This window comes from Nocardioides pacificus (assembly GCF_054775955.1).
On record NZ_BAAHCI010000011.1, the window covers coordinates 459,094 to 475,840 of the forward strand.

Sequence of the window (16,747 nt, forward strand, 5' to 3'; positions counted from 1 at the left end):
TCGTGTTCGCGTTCCGTGAGCGGAGGGGGGCGGTCGAGGTCGCCTTCACCGACAGGCTCGCACCGGACGGCCGCCCGCTGAACCTCAGCCTGGTCCGGGACGGCAGCCCGACGACCGGCCCGGCCGGTACGCCGGGGCTGCCGGACGTCGCGGAGGCCTTCTGTCCCGGCCGTACCCCGGTCGGGCTCACCCAGGTGCACGGAGGTGCGGTGCAGGTGGTCGACGAGGAGTGGGAGGGGGGCGAGATCGTGGCAGACGGCCTGGTCACAGCTGCCCCCGGTGTCCCGCTCCTGATCCGTTCCGCCGACTGCGTCCCGGTGCTGCTGGCGGGTGCCGGCGTGGTCGGGGCGGCGCACGCCGGACGTCCGGGTCTCGTGGCCGAGGTGGTGCCCCACGTCGTGGAGCAGATGCGCGCGCTCGGGGCCACCCAGCTGCACGCCTGGGTCGGCCCGCACGTGTGTGGCCGCTGCTACGAGGTGCCCGCCGAGATGCGCGCAGAGGTCTCCACGGCCGTCCCGGCGGCGTGGGCCGAGACGTCGTGGGGGACCCCCGCGCTGGACATCGGTGCGGGGGTACGCGCCCAGCTCGACGCGCTGGGCGTGACGAGCCACGACGTCGCTCGGTGCACGCGTGAGGACGCCGACCTGTGGTCCCACCGTCGCGAGGGTGTCGCCGCCGGTCGGCTCGGCGCCCTCGTGATGAGGGTGGCATGAGCAGGCGCGAGCAGCTGGCCGCCAACCTCGACGCGGTGCGCGTCCGGGTGGACGCCGCGTGCCGCGACGCAGGACGGCACGCCGATGAGGTCACGATCGTGGTCGTCACCAAGTTCTTCCCCGCCTCCGACGTTCGCCTGCTCGCCGAGCTCGGGGTCCGCGACGTCGGTGAGAATCGACATCAGGAGGCTCAGGAGAAGGCGGCGCAATGCGCCGACCTCGACCTGCGCTGGCACTTCATCGGCGGTCTGCAGAGCAACAAGGCGGCCGCGGTCGCGTCGTACGCCGACGTGGTGCAGTCGGTGGACCGCTCCCGGCTCGTCCCGGGCCTCGCCAAGGGGGCCGAGCAGCGAGGCCGCGTCCTCGACTGCCTGGTGCAGGTCAGCCTCGACGGACCGGGGGCCGAGGGGCGCTCGGGCGCGGCGCGGGAGGAGGTGCTCGACCTGGCGGCCGAGATCGACCTCCGCCCCGAGCTGCGATTGCGGGGCCTGATGGCGGTGGCTCCCCTGGGGGAGGATCCTGCGGCGGCGTTCGCGCGGCTCGCGGATCAGCGACGCGAGGTGCTGTCGGTCCATCCGAACGCCACCTGGCTCTCGGCCGGGATGAGCGCAGACCTGGAGCATGCGGTGGCCGCCGGCGCGACACACGTGCGCGTCGGCAGCGCGATCCTCGGTGAGAGGCCAGTGATCAAGTAGTGTCAACCAACAACACAGCGTCCCTTCAGGGGCGCAGAAGTTCCGGAGGACGACAGTCATGAGCGGCGCGATGCGCAGGATCGGCGAGTACCTCGGCCTGCTCGAGGACACCGGCCGGTACGACGAGTACGAGGGCGACTACGACGCCGACCCCGATGTGGCGCCTGCCGAGCGGACCCCTGCGCGGGCCGCCCGCGTGGCTCCCGCGGAGCCCCGGCCCGTCTCCGACCTGTCCGAGCGGCGTCGTCCCGCACCCGTTCCGACCAGTTCGGTGGCTGAGTTGTCCCGCATCACGACCCTGCACCCGCGCACCTACAACGAAGCGCGCACGATCGGTGAGAACTTCCGTGAGGGAGTCCCGGTCATCATGAACCTGTCCGAGATGGACGACGCCGACGCCAAGCGCCTGGTCGACTTCGCCGCCGGGCTCGTCTTCGCCACCCGAGGCACCATCGAGCGGGTGACCAGCAAGGTGTTCCTGCTGTCGCCGGCCAACGTCACGGTCGCAGCAGAGGACAAACAGCGCATCGTCGAGGGTGGTTTCTTCAATCAGAGCTGATACCTGAGATGCATATCGTCGGACAGATCATCGAGGGCCTGCTGTGGGCCTTCATCGCGCTCCTGTGGGTGCGCTTCGTCGTGGACTGGGTGCAGGTCTTCGCCCGCTCCTGGACGCCGAGCGGTCCGCTGCTCGTCGTGCTCGAGATCGTGTACTCCATCACCGACCCGCCGATCAAGGCGCTGCGTCGGGTCATTCCGCCGATCCGGCTGGGCTCCGTGGCTCTGGACCTGAGCTTCATCCTGGTCCTGCTGATCGCCTATCTGCTGAAGTACCTCAATGCTGTTCTGCTCCTGAGCTAGACAGTGAGAGCGCCGGTTCGGTGGCCGCTAACCCGAGTCAGGTCCCAGGCGCTACAGTTCGACCGAAAGCCGAGAAGTTTGCCGACTAACGAATGGGTGAGGTCATGCCGCTGACGCCTGAGGATGTGAGTAACAAGCGCTTCACTCCCGTCCGCCTGCGCGAGGGTTACGACATGGGGGAGGTCGACCAGTTCCTCGATGAGGTCGAGGCCGAGCTCGCACGCCTCACGAAGGAGAACGAGGAGCTGCGCTCCAAGCTCTCCGCCGCCCAGGCGGGTGGCCAGTCCGGTGCTCCGGCGCCGACCTTCGAGAAGCGTGCTCCGGCGCCCGCGCCGGTCGAAGAGAAGCCCCAGCCCCCGGCCCCCGCGCCGGTTGCCGCGGCTCCCGCGCCGGTCTCCGCACCTGCGGAGACCATCCGGGTCGAGACGGTTCCGCAGGCCTCCAACGCTGCGGCCCGCCTGCTCGAGATCGCCACGCGCAACGCCGACGAGCTGGTGGACGAGGCCAAGAACGACGCCGACAAGATCGTCGGCGAGGCCCGGACCAAGGCCGAGCGGCTCGAGTCCGAGGCCAAGACCAAGGCCGACCGGCTCGAGGCCGACGCCCGCACGCGCTCGCAGATGCTGGACTCCGAGACGGCTGAGCGTCGTCGTCAGATGTTCGGCGACCTGGAGAAGGAGCGCGACAAGCTCAGCGCCGAGGTCGAGACGCTGAGGTCGTTCGAGCGTGAGTACCGCGCGCGCCTCAAGAGCTACTTCAGCCAGCAGCTGGAGGCGCTCAACGGCTCGCCGGAGACCGCTGCGCCGTCCGGAGACAGTGCGCCCGCTCCCAAGCGGCTGCGCTCGATCCTGGGTGACGAGCAGGACTGAGCAGGACCCTGATCCGACGGCGTTGCCGGACGATCGCGCACACGGCCGGACCCTCCAGGGTCCGGCCGTGTCTGTTTATGCGACTCGGGGCTCTAGACCGTCGTGGCGTGGACGATTGAGTAGGGCCGGATAAGCCGCTACTCTCCGGGCACCTGATGTGGATCTCCGACCCACGCGGTGCAGGCTCGTTGAGTGACGCAGCAGAGAAGAAAGGCCCCGGCAACGACGCCGGTGGCCCCGACGAAGGCGAAGAGGGCCCCGTGAAGAAGAGCACCAAGTCCGCTCCTCAGCAGGCTGGACGCAGCGCGTCCGTCGGCGATCTCGCGGTCAAGGACGGCGAGGACCCCTGGACCCAGGCGGAGCTCGACGAGGTCCTCACCGAGCTGCACGAGCACCGGGACCGCCTCGTCCAGCACCTGCACGACCAGGAGGCTGAGCTCGCCGGGTTGATGAAGGACGCCGGCGACGGAGCCGGTCACGACCAGGCGGACATGGGGGCCACGAGCTTCGAACGCGACCACGAGCTGGCGGTGGTCAACCACGAGCGCGAGATGCTGGCCCAGATCGACCGGGCGCTGGCCCACATCGACGACAGCTCCTACGGGGTGTGCGAGACGTGCGGTCAGGCGATCGGCAAGATGCGGCTGATGGCATTTCCGCGTGCGACACTGTGCATGTCATGCAAGCAGCGCGAGGAACGCCGCTGAGCTCCAGCGGCTCCACTGGTCCCGTCCACCCACGCCCCCCGGCCCGTCGCCGCATCCAGGCGGTCTTCGCCGTCGTCGCGCTCGTCGCCTACGGCGTGGACGTGGTATCCAAGGTCGTCGCCGTCGAGCGGCTGACCGGACGCCCCGATGTCGAGCTTGTCGGCAGCTGGTTCCGCCTGCACCTGATCCGCAACCCCGGAGCCGCGTTCAGCGCCGGCACCGAGTACACCGTGATCCTCAGCTGCATCGCGATCGCCGCCGCCTGCGTGGTGCTCGTGCTCAGCCGTCGGCTGGGCAGTCTCCTGTGGTCGGTCGGGCTCGGGCTGCTGCTGGCGGGCATCCTGGGCAACCTCACCGACCGGCTGCTGCGTGCGCCGGGGCCGCTGCGGGGCCACGTCATCGACTTCTTCCGGCTGCCCAACTGGCCGATCTTCAACTTCGCGGACATCTTCATCAACGTGGCCGCCGGCGTGATCATCCTCCAGGCGATCCGCGGCATCAGGCTCGACGGCGGACGCATCAGCGACGACGATGACGAGGCGGGCGTCGCCTCCACCCCCGACGCAGGTCCCGACCAGCCGGCCCCCGGCGAGGAGCAGCAGTGAGTGTCCCCGCAGATCATCGGGTCGTCTGGGTGCCCGACGGCCTCGCCGGCGAGCGCGTCGACGCGGCGATGGCGCGCATGTTCGGCTTCTCGCGCACCCGGGCCGCCGAGCTCATCGGCCAGGGCCACGTTCAGGTGGACGGCGCTCCGGTCGGCAAGTCCGACCGGGTCAGCCCGGGCGCCATGCTCGACGTGACCATCCCGGTGGTCGCGGACCCGCTGGCCATCAAGGCGGAGGTCGTCGAGGGCATCAAGATCATCCACGACGACGACGCCATCGTGGTGATCGACAAGCCCGTGGGCGTCGCCGTCCACCCCTCGCCCGGTTGGTCTGGACCGACCGTGGTGGGTCACCTGGCGGGTGCGGGCTACCGGATCTCGACGAGCGGTGCCTCGGAGCGTCAGGGCATCGTCCAGCGTCTCGACGTCGGCACGTCCGGCGTGATGGTGATCTGCAAGTCCGAGCGCGCCTACTCGGTGCTCAAGAACGCCTTCCGCCACCGCACGGTCGACAAGACCTACCACGCGCTCGTGCAGGGACACCCGGACCCGCTCGAGGGCACGATCGACGCCCCCATCGGACGCCACCCCAAGGCGGACTGGAAGTTCGCGGTCATGGCCGACGGCAAGCACAGCATCACGCACTACACGACGCTCGAGGCGCACCGGTTCGCGAGCCTGCTCGAGGTCCACCTCGAGACCGGCCGCACCCATCAGATCCGGGTCCACATGTCGGCGCTCAAGCACCCGTGCGTCGGCGACATCACCTACGGGGCGGACCCGACGCTCGCCAAGCGGGTCGGCCTCGAGCGCCAGTGGCTGCACGCCGTACGCCTGGGGTTCGAGCACCCGGACTCGGGGGAGTACGTCGAGTACGAGTCGGCCTATCCCGACGACCTGGCGGCGGCGCTGGAGACCATCCGTGACGAGCGATGAGGGTGAGCTGACCCTTCGCCCGGCCGACGTCGAGGACCTTCCCGAGCTCTGCGACCTCTACCTGCGCGTCCGGGCCGCCGCCGTCCCTGCGATGCCGGCGCAAGTGCGGCCGATCGCCGAGGTCCGCGCATGGTTCGCCTGCTGGGACCTCGCCCGGCGCGAGACCTGGCTGGCGCAGCGCGACGACGGGGCGCTGCTGGCCTACGCGGTCCTGGAGGACGACTGGCTCGACTCCCTGTACGTCGCGCCCGAGGCGGCCGGCCAGGGCATCGGCACGGCGCTGCTCGAGCTCGCCAAGCAGCTGCGCCCCGCCGGCTTCGAGCTGTGGGTCTTCGCGTCCAACCAGCCGGCACGACGCTTCTACGCCCGCCATGGGCTGGTCGAGCTCGAGCACACCGACGGAGCCGACAACGAGGAGCGAGCGCCCGACATCCGGGTCGCCTGGCCGGGTCGGGCGAGTGTCGGTGGTGTCGTCCATGCTGGAGCGCAGCGGTCGCGTAGGCTGGCGTCCTTCCCCTGATCGACGCCCGGTGCTCGCACCGAGGTCGCTGACGCACGCCCGTTTCGCGCCCACCACCGCGTGACGACGTACCACCGTTCCACCCCGATCCCTGAGGAGCATCCCCGACGATGGCGACTGGTTCCGACGGCTTCGCGCACCTGCACGTCCACACCGAGTACTCCATGCTGGACGGCGCGGCCCGGTTGAGCGAGATGTTCGCGCGCACCGCCGAGCTCGGCATGGACACGATCGCGATGACCGACCACGGCAACGTCTTCGGCGCCTTCGACTTCTACTCCAAGGCCAAGGCTGCCGGCGTCAAGCCGATCATCGGCATGGAGGCCTACCTCACGCCCAACACGCCGCGCGGCGAGCGCAAGCGGGTGCGCTGGGGCGACGGCGGCGGGGACGACGTCTCCGGGAGCGGCGCCTACACCCACATGACGCTGCTGGCGAGCTCCACGGCGGGCATGCACAACCTGTTCCGGCTCTCCACCCGCTCGTCACTGGAGGGCTTCTTCTACAAGCCGCGCGCCGACCGCGAGCTCCTCGCGCAGTACGCCCCCGGTCTGATCGGCACCACCGGCTGCCCGTCGGGGGAGATTCAGACCTGGCTGCGGCTGGGCAACTACGAGAACGCCCGCGCCTCGGCGGGCGACTTCCAGGACATCTTCGGCCAGGAGAACTTCTTCCTCGAGCTGATGGACCACGGCCTGTCCATCGAGAACCGGGTCCGCGACGACCTGCTGCGGCTCTCGAAGGACCTCAACATCCCGCCGATCGCGACCAACGACTCGCACTACACGATGCCGGGCGACGCGAAGGCCCACGAGCACCTGCTCTGCGTCTCGTCGGGGTCCACGATGGCCGACCCGAAGCGCTTCAAGTTCGACGGGGACAGCTACTACATCAAGTCGCCCGCGGAGATGCGCGACCTGTGGCAGCACAAGTACGGCCTCAAGGAGGCGTGCGACAACACCCTGCTGATCGCCGAGCGCTGCGAGGTCGAGTTCACCGAGGGCAACGGCACCTTCATGCCGCGCTTCCCCTGTCCCGAGGGGGAGGACGAGACCTCCTGGCTGGTCAAGGAGGTCGAGCGGGGCCTGCACGTGCGCTACCCGCAGGGGATCCCCGACAAGGTCCGCAAGCAGGCCGACTTCGAGGTCGGCGTGATCACCCAGATGGGGTTCCCGGGCTACTTCCTCGTCGTCGCCGACTTCATCAACTGGGCCAAGAACAACGGCATCCGGGTCGGTCCGGGTCGTGGCTCCGGCGCGGGCTCGATGGTCGCCTACGCCATGCGGATCACCGACCTCGACCCCCTCGAGCACGGCCTGATCTTCGAGCGCTTCCTCAACCCCGACCGCGTGTCGATGCCCGACTTCGACATCGACTTCGACGAGCGCCGCCGCGGCGAGGTCATCCGCTACGTGTCCGAGAAGTACGGCGACGACCGCGTCTCCTACATCGTCACCTACGGCACCATCAAGGCCAAGCAGGCCGTCAAGGACTCCAGCCGGATCCTGGGCTACCCCTTCGCGATGGGCGACCGGATCACCAAGGCGATGCCCGCCGCGGTGATGGGCAAGGACGTCCCGCTCAAGGAGCTCTTCGACCCCGAGCACAAGCGCTACGGCGAGGGCGGCGAGTTCCGCTCCCTCTACGAGGGCGACAACGACGTCAAGCAGGTCGTCGACACTGCGATCGGGATCGAGGGCCTCAAGCGCCAGTGGGGGGTGCACGCGGCCGGCGTGATCATGTCGAGCGAGCCGCTCATCGACGTGATCCCGCTGATGAAGCGCGAGCAGGACGGCGCGATCATCACCCAGTTCGACTACCCGACGTGCGAGCGTCTGGGCCTGATCAAGATGGACTTCCTCGGGCTCCGCAACCTCACGGTGCTCGACGACGCGCTGATCAACATCACCCGCAACCGCGACGAGAAGGTCGTCCTCGAGGACCTCGAGCTGACCGACGAGACGACCTACCGGCTGCTGCAGCGCGGCGACACCCTGGGGGTCTTCCAGCTCGACGGCGGCCCGATGCGCGCCCTGCTGCGCTCGATGCGACCCGACACCTTCGAGGACATCTCGGCCGTGGGCGCGCTCTACCGCCCGGGCCCGATGGGCGCCGACTCCCACAACAAGTACGCCCGGCGCAAGACCGGGCGCGAAGCTGTGGAGCCGCTGCACCCGGAGCTCGCCGAGGCCCTGGAGGAGGTCCTGGGGGAGACCTACGGACTGATCGTCTACCAGGAGCAGGTGATGGCGATCGCCCAGCAGCTGGCCGGCTACACGCTGGGCCAGGCCGACCTGCTGCGGCGGGCGATGGGCAAGAAGAAGAAGTCCGAGCTGGACAAGCAGTTCGAGACCTTCTCCGCCGGGATGAAGGAGCGCGGGTTCTCGGCAGCGGCCATCAAGGCCCTGTGGGACACGCTGCTCCCGTTCTCGGACTACGCCTTCAACAAGGCCCACTCGGCGGCCTACGGTCTCGTCTCCTACTGGACCGCCTACCTCAAGGCCAACTACCCGGCCGAGTACATGGCCGCGCTCCTGACGTCCGTCAAGGACGACAAGGACAAGATGGCGATCTACCTCAACGAGTGCCGACGGATGAAGATCCGGGTGCTGCCCCCGGACGTCAACGAGTCCGAGGCCACCTTCACACCGGTGGGGACCGACATCCGCTTCGGCCTCACCGCCATCCGCAACGTCGGCGCCAACGTCGTCGAGGGGATCGTCGCCGGGCGCACCGAGAAGGGCGGCTACACCGACTTCAACGACTTCATGGAGAAGGTCCCCGCCCACGTCTGCAACAAGCGGGTCATCGAGTCGCTGGTCAAGGCCGGGGCCTTCGACGAGATGAAGCACCGTCGCCGCGCGCTGGTGGCGATCCACGAGTCGGCCGTCGACCAGTACGTCGACATCAAGCGCAACGAGGCGATCGGCCAGGACTCGCTGTTCGGCGGTCTCGACGAGGACGCCGGCGGCGGCTTCGGGATCTCGGTGACGATCCCCGACATCGACGAGTGGGACAAGATGACCCTGCTCAGCCACGAGCGCGACATGCTCGGGCTCTACGTCTCCGACCACCCGCTCTTCGGCCTCGAGCACGTGCTGGCCAACGGCACCGACTGCTCGATCGGCCAGCTGATGCTCGACGAGGACCGTCCCGACGGCTCGACGATCACGATCAGCGGCCTGGTCACCTCGGTGCAGCGCAAGATCACCAAGCGCGGTGACGCGTGGGCGATGGTCACCCTCGAGGACCTCGATGGCGCCATCGACGTGCTGCTGTTCCCCAGCTCCTACCAGCTCGCCAGCCCCTACCTCACCGAGGACGCCATCATCACGGTGAAGGGCCGGCTGTCGCGCAGCAAGGACCAGCCGGAGCTGCACGGCCAGGAGGTGTCGGTGCCCGACCTCTCGGAGGGCCCGGCCGGCCCGGTCGTGATCAGCCTGCCCTCCACCCGGTGCACCGCGCCCGTGGTGGAGCAGCTGCGCGACGTCCTCGGCACCCACCCCGGGATGACCGAGGTGCAGCTGCGGCTGCTGACGCGCAGCTCCACGACGCTGATGCGCCTCGACGACCGGCTGCGCGTGACGCCGAGCCCTGCGCTGTTCGCCGATCTCAAGCAGCTGCTGGGACCGGGATGCCTGACCAGCTGACCGACCGCTTCGCCGCCGGGGGCATCGCCAGCCGTCCGACCGGGGGGCACGCCGGCCGTGGCCGGGCTGGGGTCTCGGCATTGGCCGTCGGTGGGATCGTCGCGCTCTACGCCCTCGTGGCCGCCGCCGCGGGCTGGCTGTGGGAGCGGTGGTGGACGCCGCCCGAGGGACTCGTCTTCGAGGGGACCTGGGGGCTGCGCGGAGTGGAGCTGCCCCGCGAGTTCGACGGCACCGGGCGCTACGTGCTGCTGGCCGTCGTGGCGGGACTGGTGATCGGGATGGTGCTGGCACTGGCGTTGGCCCACCATGAGCTCGCCGTGCTGGTGGGCGTGCTGGTCGGGTCGTGCCTGGCGGCCTACCTCATGGCCACGGTCGGACAGGCCCTCGGGCCGGACAACCCGGCGACGCTGGCCCGGGAGGCTCCGGACCTGACCATGCTCCCCGGGGAGCTGCGACTGACCGGGAAGAGCCCGTGGCTCGCCTTCCCGCTGGGCTCGCTGACCGGGGTCCTGGTCGTGTGGACGGCGTTCGCCCGGCCGCACCGTTCCCCTGAGCAGTCAGCCTGAGTGATCAGCTGCGGCCGATGGCGGCCGTGCGCGCCTCGGTCACGGCGATCAGGTCCTGGGGGGAGAGCTCGACCTCCAGCCCGCGCCGCCCTGCCGAGACGAACACGGTCGGGTGCTCGAGGGCAGAGGCGTCGACCACCGTGGGCAGGGCCCGGCGCTGCCCGATGGGGGAGATCCCGCCGGTGACGTAGCCGGACGAGCGCTCTGCCTGTGCGGGGTCGGCCATCACGGCCTTGGCGCGCCCCAGGGCTCGTGCGATCGCCTTGAGGTCCAGCTGGCCGGACACCGGCACCACACCGACGGCCAGGTTGCCGTCGGCTGCCACGAGCAGCGTCTTGAAGACCCGCTCGGCCCCGACGCCCAGGGCGTCCGCGGCCTCCTCGCCGTAGGACGCGGCGCGGGAGTCGTGGGTGTAGGCGTGCACCGTGTGGACGATGCCGGCCCGGGCGAGCGCGACGGTCGCCGGCGTGCCGCCGGACGATTTCTTGCCCATCAGTTGGGGGACCACCCGGTGCGGGCCACCTGGGTGGCGGGAAGCGAGGGGATCACGTTCATCGCGCGCAGCTCGGCGCGGAACAGGTCGGTGACCATGGTCAGCCGCAGGGCCGTGTCGTCGGCCTCGAGCAGCGACTGCCGGTCGGGCAGCGGAAGCGGCGCCACCGAGGCCAGGGTCCACGCGAGCCACTCGGGATCCTTGGGCAGTGCTCCCGGGTGGGGATCGGTGCGGATCCCGACCAGGGAGGCGCGATAGGCGGTGAACGTGGCGCGGGCCCGCTCGACGATCTCAGTGGGCACCGGCACGTCGTCGTCACTGAGCAGCTCCACCTCGCCGCGCGGGAAGGGGCCGCTGACCTCGAGCTCCTCGAGTCGGACCCGATCGCGGGCCACCGCCACGATGTCGAACGTGCCGTCGGGGTGCGGCGCGACGTCGGTCAGCTGCAGCCGGCACCCGACGCGGTAGAGCGACTGCGCCCCGTGGTCGCCCACCTCGTAGCCCTCGCGGATCGCCACCGTGGCGAACATCCGTCGGGTCGGGTCCGGTTCGCGCATCAGATGGTGGACGAGCGCGCGGTAGCGGTCCTCGAAGACCCGCAGCGGCACCGAGACACCGGGGAACAGCACGGTGTTCAGCGGGAACATCGGCAGCGAGTCGGTCACGCCCCCGACTGTAGTGCCGCCCACGCGACACGGCGCCGTACCGCTGCGTCCACGCGGTCGCGGCGATTCTCGCGCGTCGGTGGGGCGCACTAGAATCGGACGCATGATTCGTCGGATCGACCTCCGGGGCGCCGCGACCTCCGCCGCCCCCCTCGACTACCGGACCGCCGTGCCGCGGGCCGACTTCGACATCGAGGCTGCGATCCCCGTCGTGCATCCGATCTGCGAGGCGGTGCGCGAGCGCGGCGTCGAGGCGATCACCGAGTTCTCCGCGAAGTTCGACGGCGTCGAGCACGACGACATCGCGGTGCCCACCGAGCGCCTGACCGAGGCCCTCGAGCGACTCGACCCCCAGGTGCGGGCAGGGCTCGAGGAGTCGATCCGCCGCCTGCGCGCCACCTGCGAGGCCGAGCTCGAGCACGATGTCGTCACCGACCTCGGGCCCGGTGCCCGCGTCACGCACCGCAAGGTGCCGGTCGGGCGCGTCGGTCTCTACGTGCCCGGCGGCCTCGCGCCGCTGGTCTCCAGCGTGATCATGAACGTCGTCCCTGCCCAGGTGGCCGGTGTGCGCTCGATCGCGCTGACCTCCAGCCCGCAGAAGGAGCACGGCGGCCTGCCGCACCCCACGATCCTGGCGGCGTGTGCGCTGCTCGGCGTCGACGAGGTGTACGCCGTGGGTGGCGCCCAGGCGATCGCGATGTTCGCCTACGGCGCCGGCCCGTGCCGTCCGGTCGACCTCGTCACCGGCCCCGGCAACATCTACGTCGTCTCCGCCAAGCGGCTGCTCAAGGGCGTCGTGGGCATCGACTCCGAGGCCGGGCCGACCGAGATCGCGATCCTGGCCGACGACACCGCGGTCGCCTCCCACGTGGCGGCCGACCTGATCAGCCAGGCCGAGCACGACCCGCTCGCCGCGTCGGTGCTCGTCACGCCGTCCGAGCGCCTCGCCGACGAGGTGGAGGCCGAGCTCGACAAGCAGGTCGGCGTCACCCGCCACATCGAGCGGGTCCGCACCGCCCTGTCCGGTCGCCAGTCCGCGATCGTCCTCGTCGACGACGTCGAGCAGGGCATCGCGGTCGTCGACGCCTATGCCGCCGAGCACCTCGAGATCCAGACCGAGGACGCCGACGCGGTGGCTGCCCGGGTCAACAACGCCGGCGCCATCTTCGTGGGCGCCTTCGCACCGGTCTCCCTGGGCGACTACTGCGCCGGCTCAAACCACGTGCTGCCCACGGCGGGCTGCGCGTGCCACTCCTCCGGGCTGTCGGTGCGTGCCTTCACCAAGTCGATCCACGTGGTGGCCTACGACCGCTCCGCGCTGGCCGAGGTCGCCGACCACGTGGTGACGCTGGCCGAGGCGGAGGACCTGCCCGGCCACGGCGCCGCGGTGCGTGCCCGGTTCGAGCAGCTGTGAGCGCGCCCTCGACCTGGCCTCCGCTGCGCGAGGCCCTGCACGGCATCGAGCCGTACGGCGCGCCGCAGCTCGACGTACCGGTCCAGCTCAACGTCAACGAGAATCCCTACGGCCCGTCCGAGACGGTCGTGGCCGACGTGGCCGCCTCGGTCGCGGCGGTCGCCGGCTCGCTCAATCGCTATCCCGACCGCGAGTTCGCCGAGCTGCGCGGGGCGCTGGCGGACTACCTCGGCCACGGCGTGCGTCCGGAGCAGGTGTGGGCGGCCAACGGCTCCAACGAGGTGATGCTCCAGCTGCTCCAAGCCTTCGGCGGCCCGGGGCGTCGTGCGCTGTCCTTCGCCCCGACGTACTCGATGTATCCGGAGTACGCCCGCGACTCGGTCACCGAGTGGGTGGTGGGCCGCCGGGAGAGCGACTTCTCCCTCGACCTCGACTCCGCACGGCTGATGGTGCTCGACCAGCAGCCGACCGTCGTGCTGCTGCCCTCGCCGAACAACCCCACCGGCACGGCGCTGCCGCCGGAGGCGGTGTCAGTGCTGTGCGAGGCGGCGGCCAGCTATCAGCCGAGCGGCATCGTGGTGGTCGACGAGGCCTACGGCGAGTTTCGCCGCGAGGGCACCCCGAGCGCGCTCGAGCTGCTCGACCGACACCGCAACCTCGTCGTCTCGCGGACGATGAGCAAGGCCTTCGCGCTCGCCGGGGCCCGGCTCGGCTACTTCGCCGCCGCACCTGAGATCTGCGACGCCGTGCGCGTCGTGCGTCTTCCCTACCACCTGTCGGCGGTCACCCAGGCCGTCGCGCTGGCCGCGCTGCGCCATGCCCCCGAGCTCCTGGGCAAGGTCGACGAGCTGCGCGCGGAGCGGGACCGTACGGTGGACTGGCTGGTCGGGCAGGGGCTGCGGGTGGCCGAGAGCGACGCCAACTTCGTGCTCTTCGGGCGGTTCGCCGACCGGCACGCGACCTGGCAGGCACTGGTCGACCGAGGGGTCCTGATCCGCGAGACCGGCCCCGAGGGCTGGCTGCGGGTCTCGATCGGGACCCCGGACGAGATGACAGCATTCAAGAACGCACTGACCGAGGTCATGGAAGAGGGACAGGCATGAGCCGTAGGGCCACGATCGATCGCGCGACCAAGGAGTCGACGGTCCACGTCGAGGTGGACCTCGACGGCACCGGTCGTCACGAGGTGTCCACGGGGGTGGGGTTCTACGACCACATGCTGTCGGCCTTCTCGCGCCACTCGCTGGTCGACCTCGTCGTCCGCACCGAGGGTGACACGCACATCGACGCCCACCACACCGTCGAGGACACCGCGATCGTGCTCGGCCAGGCCCTGGGCCAGGCGCTGGGGGACAAGAAGGGGATCCGCCGCTTCGGCGACGCCCTCGTCCCCCTCGACGAGGCCCTCGTGCAGTGCGCCGTCGACGTGTCCGGTCGGCCCTACTGCGTGCACGTGGGCGAGCCCGAGGGGCAGATCTTCGTTGCGATCGGTGGTGACTACCAGGGCTCGCTGACGCGTCACGTCTTCGAGACCATCTCCTTCCACGCCCAGCTGGCGCTGCACGTGCGCGTGATCTCGAGCCGCGACCCCCACCACCTGGTGGAGGCGCAGTTCAAGGCCTTCGCCCGGGCCTTCCGTGACGCGGTCGCGTTCGACCCGCGCGAGACCGGTGTGCCCTCCACCAAGGGCACGCTCTGAGCACCCCGGCGGACGACCTGACGGGCGGCGCCGCGGGGGAGTCGCGCGCCAAGCCCCACGTCGTCGTCCTCGACTACGGCTCCGGCAACCTGCGCTCAGCGGTCCGCGCCGTCGAGCGCGCCGGTGCCGAGGTGGAGCTGACCGCCGACCGGCGGGCGGCCGAAGAGGCCGACGGTCTGCTGGTCCCCGGCGTCGGCGCCTTCGCGGCGTGCATGGACGGGCTCCGCGCGGTCAAGGGGCACGAGATCATCGGTCGTCGCCTGGCCGGTGGCCGGCCGGTCCTCGGCATCTGCGTGGGCATGCAGATCCTGTTCTCCCGCGGCGTCGAGCACGGCGTCGAGAGCGAGGGCTGCGACGAGTGGCCCGGCGTCGTCGAGCGTCTCCAGGCGCCGGTCGTGCCGCACATGGGCTGGAACACCGTCGAGGTGCCCGAGGGCTCGACGCTCTTCGCCGGCATCGAGGACGAGCGGTTCTACTTCGTGCACTCCTACGGCGTGCGCGACTGGAGCCTGGTCACCAACGACCGGACCCGGGCGCCCCTGGTCACCTGGGCCGAGCACGGCGGCGACCGGTTCGTCGCCGCGGTGGAGAACGGCCCCCTCACCGCCACCCAGTTCCACCCCGAGAAGTCCGGCGACGCCGGCGCGGCCCTGCTCCGCAACTGGGTGCAGACCCTGCCCACCACCCCACGCTGACCCGGCAGAAAATCACGCTGACCCGGCAGAAGCTCGCGCTCTGCCCCCGCGAAAGGCAGTCATGTCGTCCTACCTCGAGCTCCTTCCCGCCGTCGACATCGCCGGGGGCCAGGCCGTCCAGCTGGTCCAGGGCGTCGCCGGCTCCGAGAAGCGCTTCGGCGACCCCGTCGAGGCGGCCCTGCGCTGGCAGGAGGCTGGCGCCGAGTGGCTGCACCTCGTCGACCTCGACGCCGCCTTCGGCCGCGGTGAGAACCGTGAGCTCCAGGCCCGGATCGTCGGGGCCCTGGACATCAAGGTGGAGATGAGCGGCGGCATCCGCGACGACGAGTCGCTGGAGGCCGCGATGGCCACCGGCTGCCGCCGCGTCAACATCGGCACCGCCGCGCTGGAGCACCCCGAGTGGTGCGCCCGCGCGATCGCGACGTACGGCGACCGGGTGGCCGTGGGTCTCGACGTGCGTGGCCGCACGCTGGCTGCCCGCGGCTGGACCCGCGAGGGCGGCGACCTCTACGAGGTGCTGTCCCGCCTCGACTCCGAGGGTTGCGCGCGCTACGTCGTCACCGACGTCAACAAGGACGGGATGCTCCAGGGCCCCAACCTCGACCTGCTGCGCGACGTGTGCGCGGCCACCGACCGCCCCGTCGTCGCCTCGGGCGGCGTCACCGAGCTCGCCGACCTCGAGGCGCTGCAGGGCCTTGTCGGCGAGGGCGTCGAGGGCGCGATCATCGGCACCGCGCTCTACGAGGGCCGCTTCACCCTCGAGGACGCCCTCGCGCTGACCCTCCCCAAGGCCGGCGCATGAGCCTCGCCGTCCGGGTGATCCCGTGCCTGGACGTCGACGCCGGTCGCGTCGTCAAGGGGATCAACTTCCAGGAGCTCCGCGACGCCGGCGACCCGGTCGAGCTGGCGCGCACCTATGACGCCGAGGGCGCCGACGAGCTCACCTTCCTCGACATCTCCGCCTCCCACGAGGGCCGCGCGACGACGATGGAGATCGTCTCGCGCACGGCCGAGGAGGTGTTCATCCCGCTCACGGTCGGAGGTGGGGTCTCGTCGGTCGCCGACGTGGACCGGCTGCTGCGCGCGGGAGCGGACAAGATCGCGGTCAACACCGCGGCCCTCCGTCGCCCCGAGCTGGTCGCCGAGATCGCCGACCGGTTCGGCAACCAGGTGCTGGTGCTCTCCGTCGACGCGCGCCGCGCCGCCGGCACCGACTCCGGCTTCGAGGTGACCACGCACGGCGGACGTCAGTCGGCCGGGCTCGACGCCATCGCGTGGGCGGTGCGTGCGGCCGAGCTGGGCGCGGGCGAGATCCTGCTCAACGCGATGGACGCCGACGGGACCCAGGACGGGTTCGACCTCGAGCTGATCCGCGCCGTACGCCGTGAGGTGAGCATCCCGGTGATCGCCTCGGGAGGGGCCGGCGCGTTGGAGCACTTCCCGCCCGCCGTCGAAGCGGGTGCCGACGCGGTGCTGGCCGCCACCGTCTTCCACTTCGGCACGCTGCGGGTGGGCGACGTCAAGCAGACCCTGGCCGCGGCAGGCCACCCGGTGCGCTGAGAGCCGGTCTCGACGGCTGCGCTGTCGGTGGTCGGGAATAGCCTGACCGGCGGGTCGGGTTGGACCCAAGCAGCCGCGCCCGTCCGGGCACCGCTGCGAG

19 protein-coding genes are annotated in these 16,747 nt (G+C 70.8%); 17 read left to right on the forward strand and 2 right to left on the reverse strand.

The window, feature by feature from the left end; all coding sequences use genetic code 11:
* Nucleotides 1-2: 2 nt before the first annotated feature.
* The 11 genes from ACYU7L_RS15795 to ACYU7L_RS15845 all read left to right on the forward strand — a co-directional run bounded on the left by ACYU7L_RS15795 (nucleotide 3) and on the right by ACYU7L_RS15845 (nucleotide 10,121).
* Nucleotides 3-713, forward strand: coding sequence for a polyphenol oxidase family protein (locus ACYU7L_RS15795; RefSeq protein WP_460798459.1), 711 nt, complete (start codon nucleotides 3-5; stop codon nucleotides 711-713).
* Complete coding sequence (locus tag ACYU7L_RS15800; RefSeq protein ID WP_460798461.1) at nucleotides 710-1,408, forward strand: YggS family pyridoxal phosphate-dependent enzyme; 699 nt, start codon at nucleotides 710-712, stop codon at nucleotides 1,406-1,408. Before ACYU7L_RS15795 ends, ACYU7L_RS15800 begins: the two co-directional genes overlap by 4 nt.
* A 58-nt stretch (nucleotides 1,409-1,466) precedes the next feature.
* Entirely contained in the window at nucleotides 1,467-1,967 is a 501-nt protein-coding gene (locus ACYU7L_RS15805) for a cell division protein SepF (protein ID WP_460798463.1), read from the forward strand.
* 8 nt (nucleotides 1,968-1,975) lie between these two features.
* Complete coding sequence (locus ACYU7L_RS15810; protein WP_460798467.1) at nucleotides 1,976-2,269, forward strand: YggT family protein; 294 nt, start codon at nucleotides 1,976-1,978, stop codon at nucleotides 2,267-2,269.
* Nucleotides 2,270-2,373: 104 nt separating this feature from the next.
* Nucleotides 2,374-3,138 carry a DivIVA domain-containing protein gene (locus tag ACYU7L_RS15815; protein ID WP_460798471.1) on the forward strand — a complete coding sequence of 255 codons (765 nt, stop codon included), beginning with the start codon at nucleotides 2,374-2,376 and terminating at the stop codon, nucleotides 3,136-3,138.
* Between the two features lie 260 nt (nucleotides 3,139-3,398).
* Nucleotides 3,399-3,845: a TraR/DksA family transcriptional regulator gene (locus tag ACYU7L_RS15820; RefSeq protein WP_460798474.1), complete on the forward strand. Its 447-nt coding sequence runs from the start codon at nucleotides 3,399-3,401 to the stop codon at nucleotides 3,843-3,845.
* Entirely contained in the window at nucleotides 3,818-4,450 is a 633-nt protein-coding gene (gene lspA / locus ACYU7L_RS15825) for a signal peptidase II (RefSeq protein WP_460798478.1), read from the forward strand. The genes ACYU7L_RS15820 and lspA overlap by 28 nt, the downstream gene beginning before the upstream one ends.
* A complete protein-coding gene (locus ACYU7L_RS15830; protein WP_460798482.1) occupies nucleotides 4,447-5,385 on the forward strand; it encodes an RluA family pseudouridine synthase in 939 nt (312 codons plus the stop codon). The genes lspA and ACYU7L_RS15830 overlap by 4 nt, the downstream gene beginning before the upstream one ends.
* On the forward strand, nucleotides 5,372-5,905 hold the full coding sequence (locus ACYU7L_RS15835) for a GNAT family N-acetyltransferase (RefSeq protein ID WP_460798487.1): 534 nt from the start codon (nucleotides 5,372-5,374) through the stop codon (nucleotides 5,903-5,905). Before ACYU7L_RS15830 ends, ACYU7L_RS15835 begins: the two co-directional genes overlap by 14 nt.
* A gap of 110 nt (nucleotides 5,906-6,015) precedes the next feature.
* Entirely contained in the window at nucleotides 6,016-9,555 is a 3,540-nt protein-coding gene (dnaE, locus tag ACYU7L_RS15840; protein ID WP_460798491.1) for a DNA polymerase III subunit alpha, read from the forward strand.
* The gene (locus ACYU7L_RS15845) at nucleotides 9,540-10,121 is read left to right on the forward strand and encodes a hypothetical protein (RefSeq protein ID WP_460798493.1); all 582 of its coding nucleotides are present in this window, start codon (nucleotides 9,540-9,542) and stop codon (nucleotides 10,119-10,121) included. The genes dnaE and ACYU7L_RS15845 overlap by 16 nt, the downstream gene beginning before the upstream one ends.
* A gap of 4 nt (nucleotides 10,122-10,125) precedes the next feature.
* Here ACYU7L_RS15845 and ybaK read toward each other — a convergent pair whose 3' ends face one another.
* Complete coding sequence (gene ybaK, locus ACYU7L_RS15850; RefSeq protein WP_460798496.1) at nucleotides 10,126-10,614, reverse strand: Cys-tRNA(Pro) deacylase; 489 nt, start codon at nucleotides 10,612-10,614, stop codon at nucleotides 10,126-10,128.
* On the reverse strand, nucleotides 10,614-11,279 hold the full coding sequence (locus tag ACYU7L_RS15855) for an LON peptidase substrate-binding domain-containing protein (protein WP_460798499.1): 666 nt from the start codon (nucleotides 11,277-11,279) through the stop codon (nucleotides 10,614-10,616). The genes ybaK and ACYU7L_RS15855 overlap by 1 nt, the downstream gene beginning before the upstream one ends.
* 103 nt (nucleotides 11,280-11,382) lie before the next feature.
* On the opposite strand from ACYU7L_RS15855, the gene hisD reads away from it, so the two are divergent.
* The 6 genes from hisD (at nucleotide 11,383) to hisF (ending at nucleotide 16,647) form a co-directional block, all read left to right on the forward strand.
* A complete protein-coding gene (hisD, locus tag ACYU7L_RS15860; protein WP_460798501.1) occupies nucleotides 11,383-12,693 on the forward strand; it encodes a histidinol dehydrogenase in 1,311 nt (436 codons plus the stop codon).
* Nucleotides 12,690-13,796 carry a histidinol-phosphate transaminase gene (locus tag ACYU7L_RS15865; protein ID WP_460798505.1) on the forward strand — a complete coding sequence of 369 codons (1,107 nt, stop codon included), beginning with the start codon at nucleotides 12,690-12,692 and terminating at the stop codon, nucleotides 13,794-13,796. Before hisD ends, ACYU7L_RS15865 begins: the two co-directional genes overlap by 4 nt.
* Nucleotides 13,793-14,392, forward strand: a complete 600-nt coding sequence (gene hisB / locus ACYU7L_RS15870) for an imidazoleglycerol-phosphate dehydratase HisB (protein WP_460798507.1) — start codon at nucleotides 13,793-13,795, stop codon at nucleotides 14,390-14,392. Before ACYU7L_RS15865 ends, hisB begins: the two co-directional genes overlap by 4 nt.
* Nucleotides 14,393-14,409: 17 nt before the next feature.
* Complete coding sequence (gene hisH / locus ACYU7L_RS15875) at nucleotides 14,410-15,087, forward strand: imidazole glycerol phosphate synthase subunit HisH (RefSeq protein WP_460798838.1); 678 nt, start codon at nucleotides 14,410-14,412, stop codon at nucleotides 15,085-15,087.
* A gap of 61 nt (nucleotides 15,088-15,148) precedes the next feature.
* Complete coding sequence (gene priA, locus ACYU7L_RS15880; protein ID WP_460798511.1) at nucleotides 15,149-15,889, forward strand: bifunctional 1-(5-phosphoribosyl)-5-((5-phosphoribosylamino)methylideneamino)imidazole-4-carboxamide isomerase/phosphoribosylanthranilate isomerase PriA; 741 nt, start codon at nucleotides 15,149-15,151, stop codon at nucleotides 15,887-15,889.
* Nucleotides 15,886-16,647, forward strand: coding sequence for an imidazole glycerol phosphate synthase subunit HisF (gene hisF / locus ACYU7L_RS15885; RefSeq protein ID WP_460798515.1), 762 nt, complete (start codon nucleotides 15,886-15,888; stop codon nucleotides 16,645-16,647). Before priA ends, hisF begins: the two co-directional genes overlap by 4 nt.
* The last annotated feature ends 100 nt before the right edge of the window (nucleotides 16,648-16,747 follow it).

Bases quoted from the DNA above. Each gene is read 5' to 3' on its own strand.
- ACYU7L_RS15800 (WP_460798461.1), top strand. From the start codon at position 710: ATGAGCAGGCGCGAGCAGCTGGCCGCCAACCTCGACGCGGTGCGCGTC.
- ACYU7L_RS15805 (WP_460798463.1), top strand. From the start codon at position 1,467: ATGAGCGGCGCGATGCGCAGGATCGGCGAGTACCTCGGCCTGCTCGAG.
- ACYU7L_RS15810 (WP_460798467.1), top strand. From the start codon at position 1,976: ATGCATATCGTCGGACAGATCATCGAGGGCCTGCTGTGGGCCTTCATC.
- ACYU7L_RS15815 (WP_460798471.1), top strand. From the start codon at position 2,374: ATGCCGCTGACGCCTGAGGATGTGAGTAACAAGCGCTTCACTCCCGTC.
- lspA (WP_460798478.1), top strand. From the start codon at position 3,818: ATGCAAGCAGCGCGAGGAACGCCGCTGAGCTCCAGCGGCTCCACTGGT.
- dnaE (WP_460798491.1), top strand. From the start codon at position 6,016: ATGGCGACTGGTTCCGACGGCTTCGCGCACCTGCACGTCCACACCGAG.
- ACYU7L_RS15845 (WP_460798493.1), top strand. From the start codon at position 9,540: ATGCCTGACCAGCTGACCGACCGCTTCGCCGCCGGGGGCATCGCCAGC.
- ybaK (WP_460798496.1), bottom strand. From the start codon at position 10,614: ATGGGCAAGAAATCGTCCGGCGGCACGCCGGCGACCGTCGCGCTCGCC.
- hisD (WP_460798501.1), top strand. From the start codon at position 11,383: ATGATTCGTCGGATCGACCTCCGGGGCGCCGCGACCTCCGCCGCCCCC.
- hisB (WP_460798507.1), top strand. From the start codon at position 13,793: ATGAGCCGTAGGGCCACGATCGATCGCGCGACCAAGGAGTCGACGGTC.
- priA (WP_460798511.1), top strand. From the start codon at position 15,149: ATGTCGTCCTACCTCGAGCTCCTTCCCGCCGTCGACATCGCCGGGGGC.
- hisF (WP_460798515.1), top strand. From the start codon at position 15,886: ATGAGCCTCGCCGTCCGGGTGATCCCGTGCCTGGACGTCGACGCCGGT.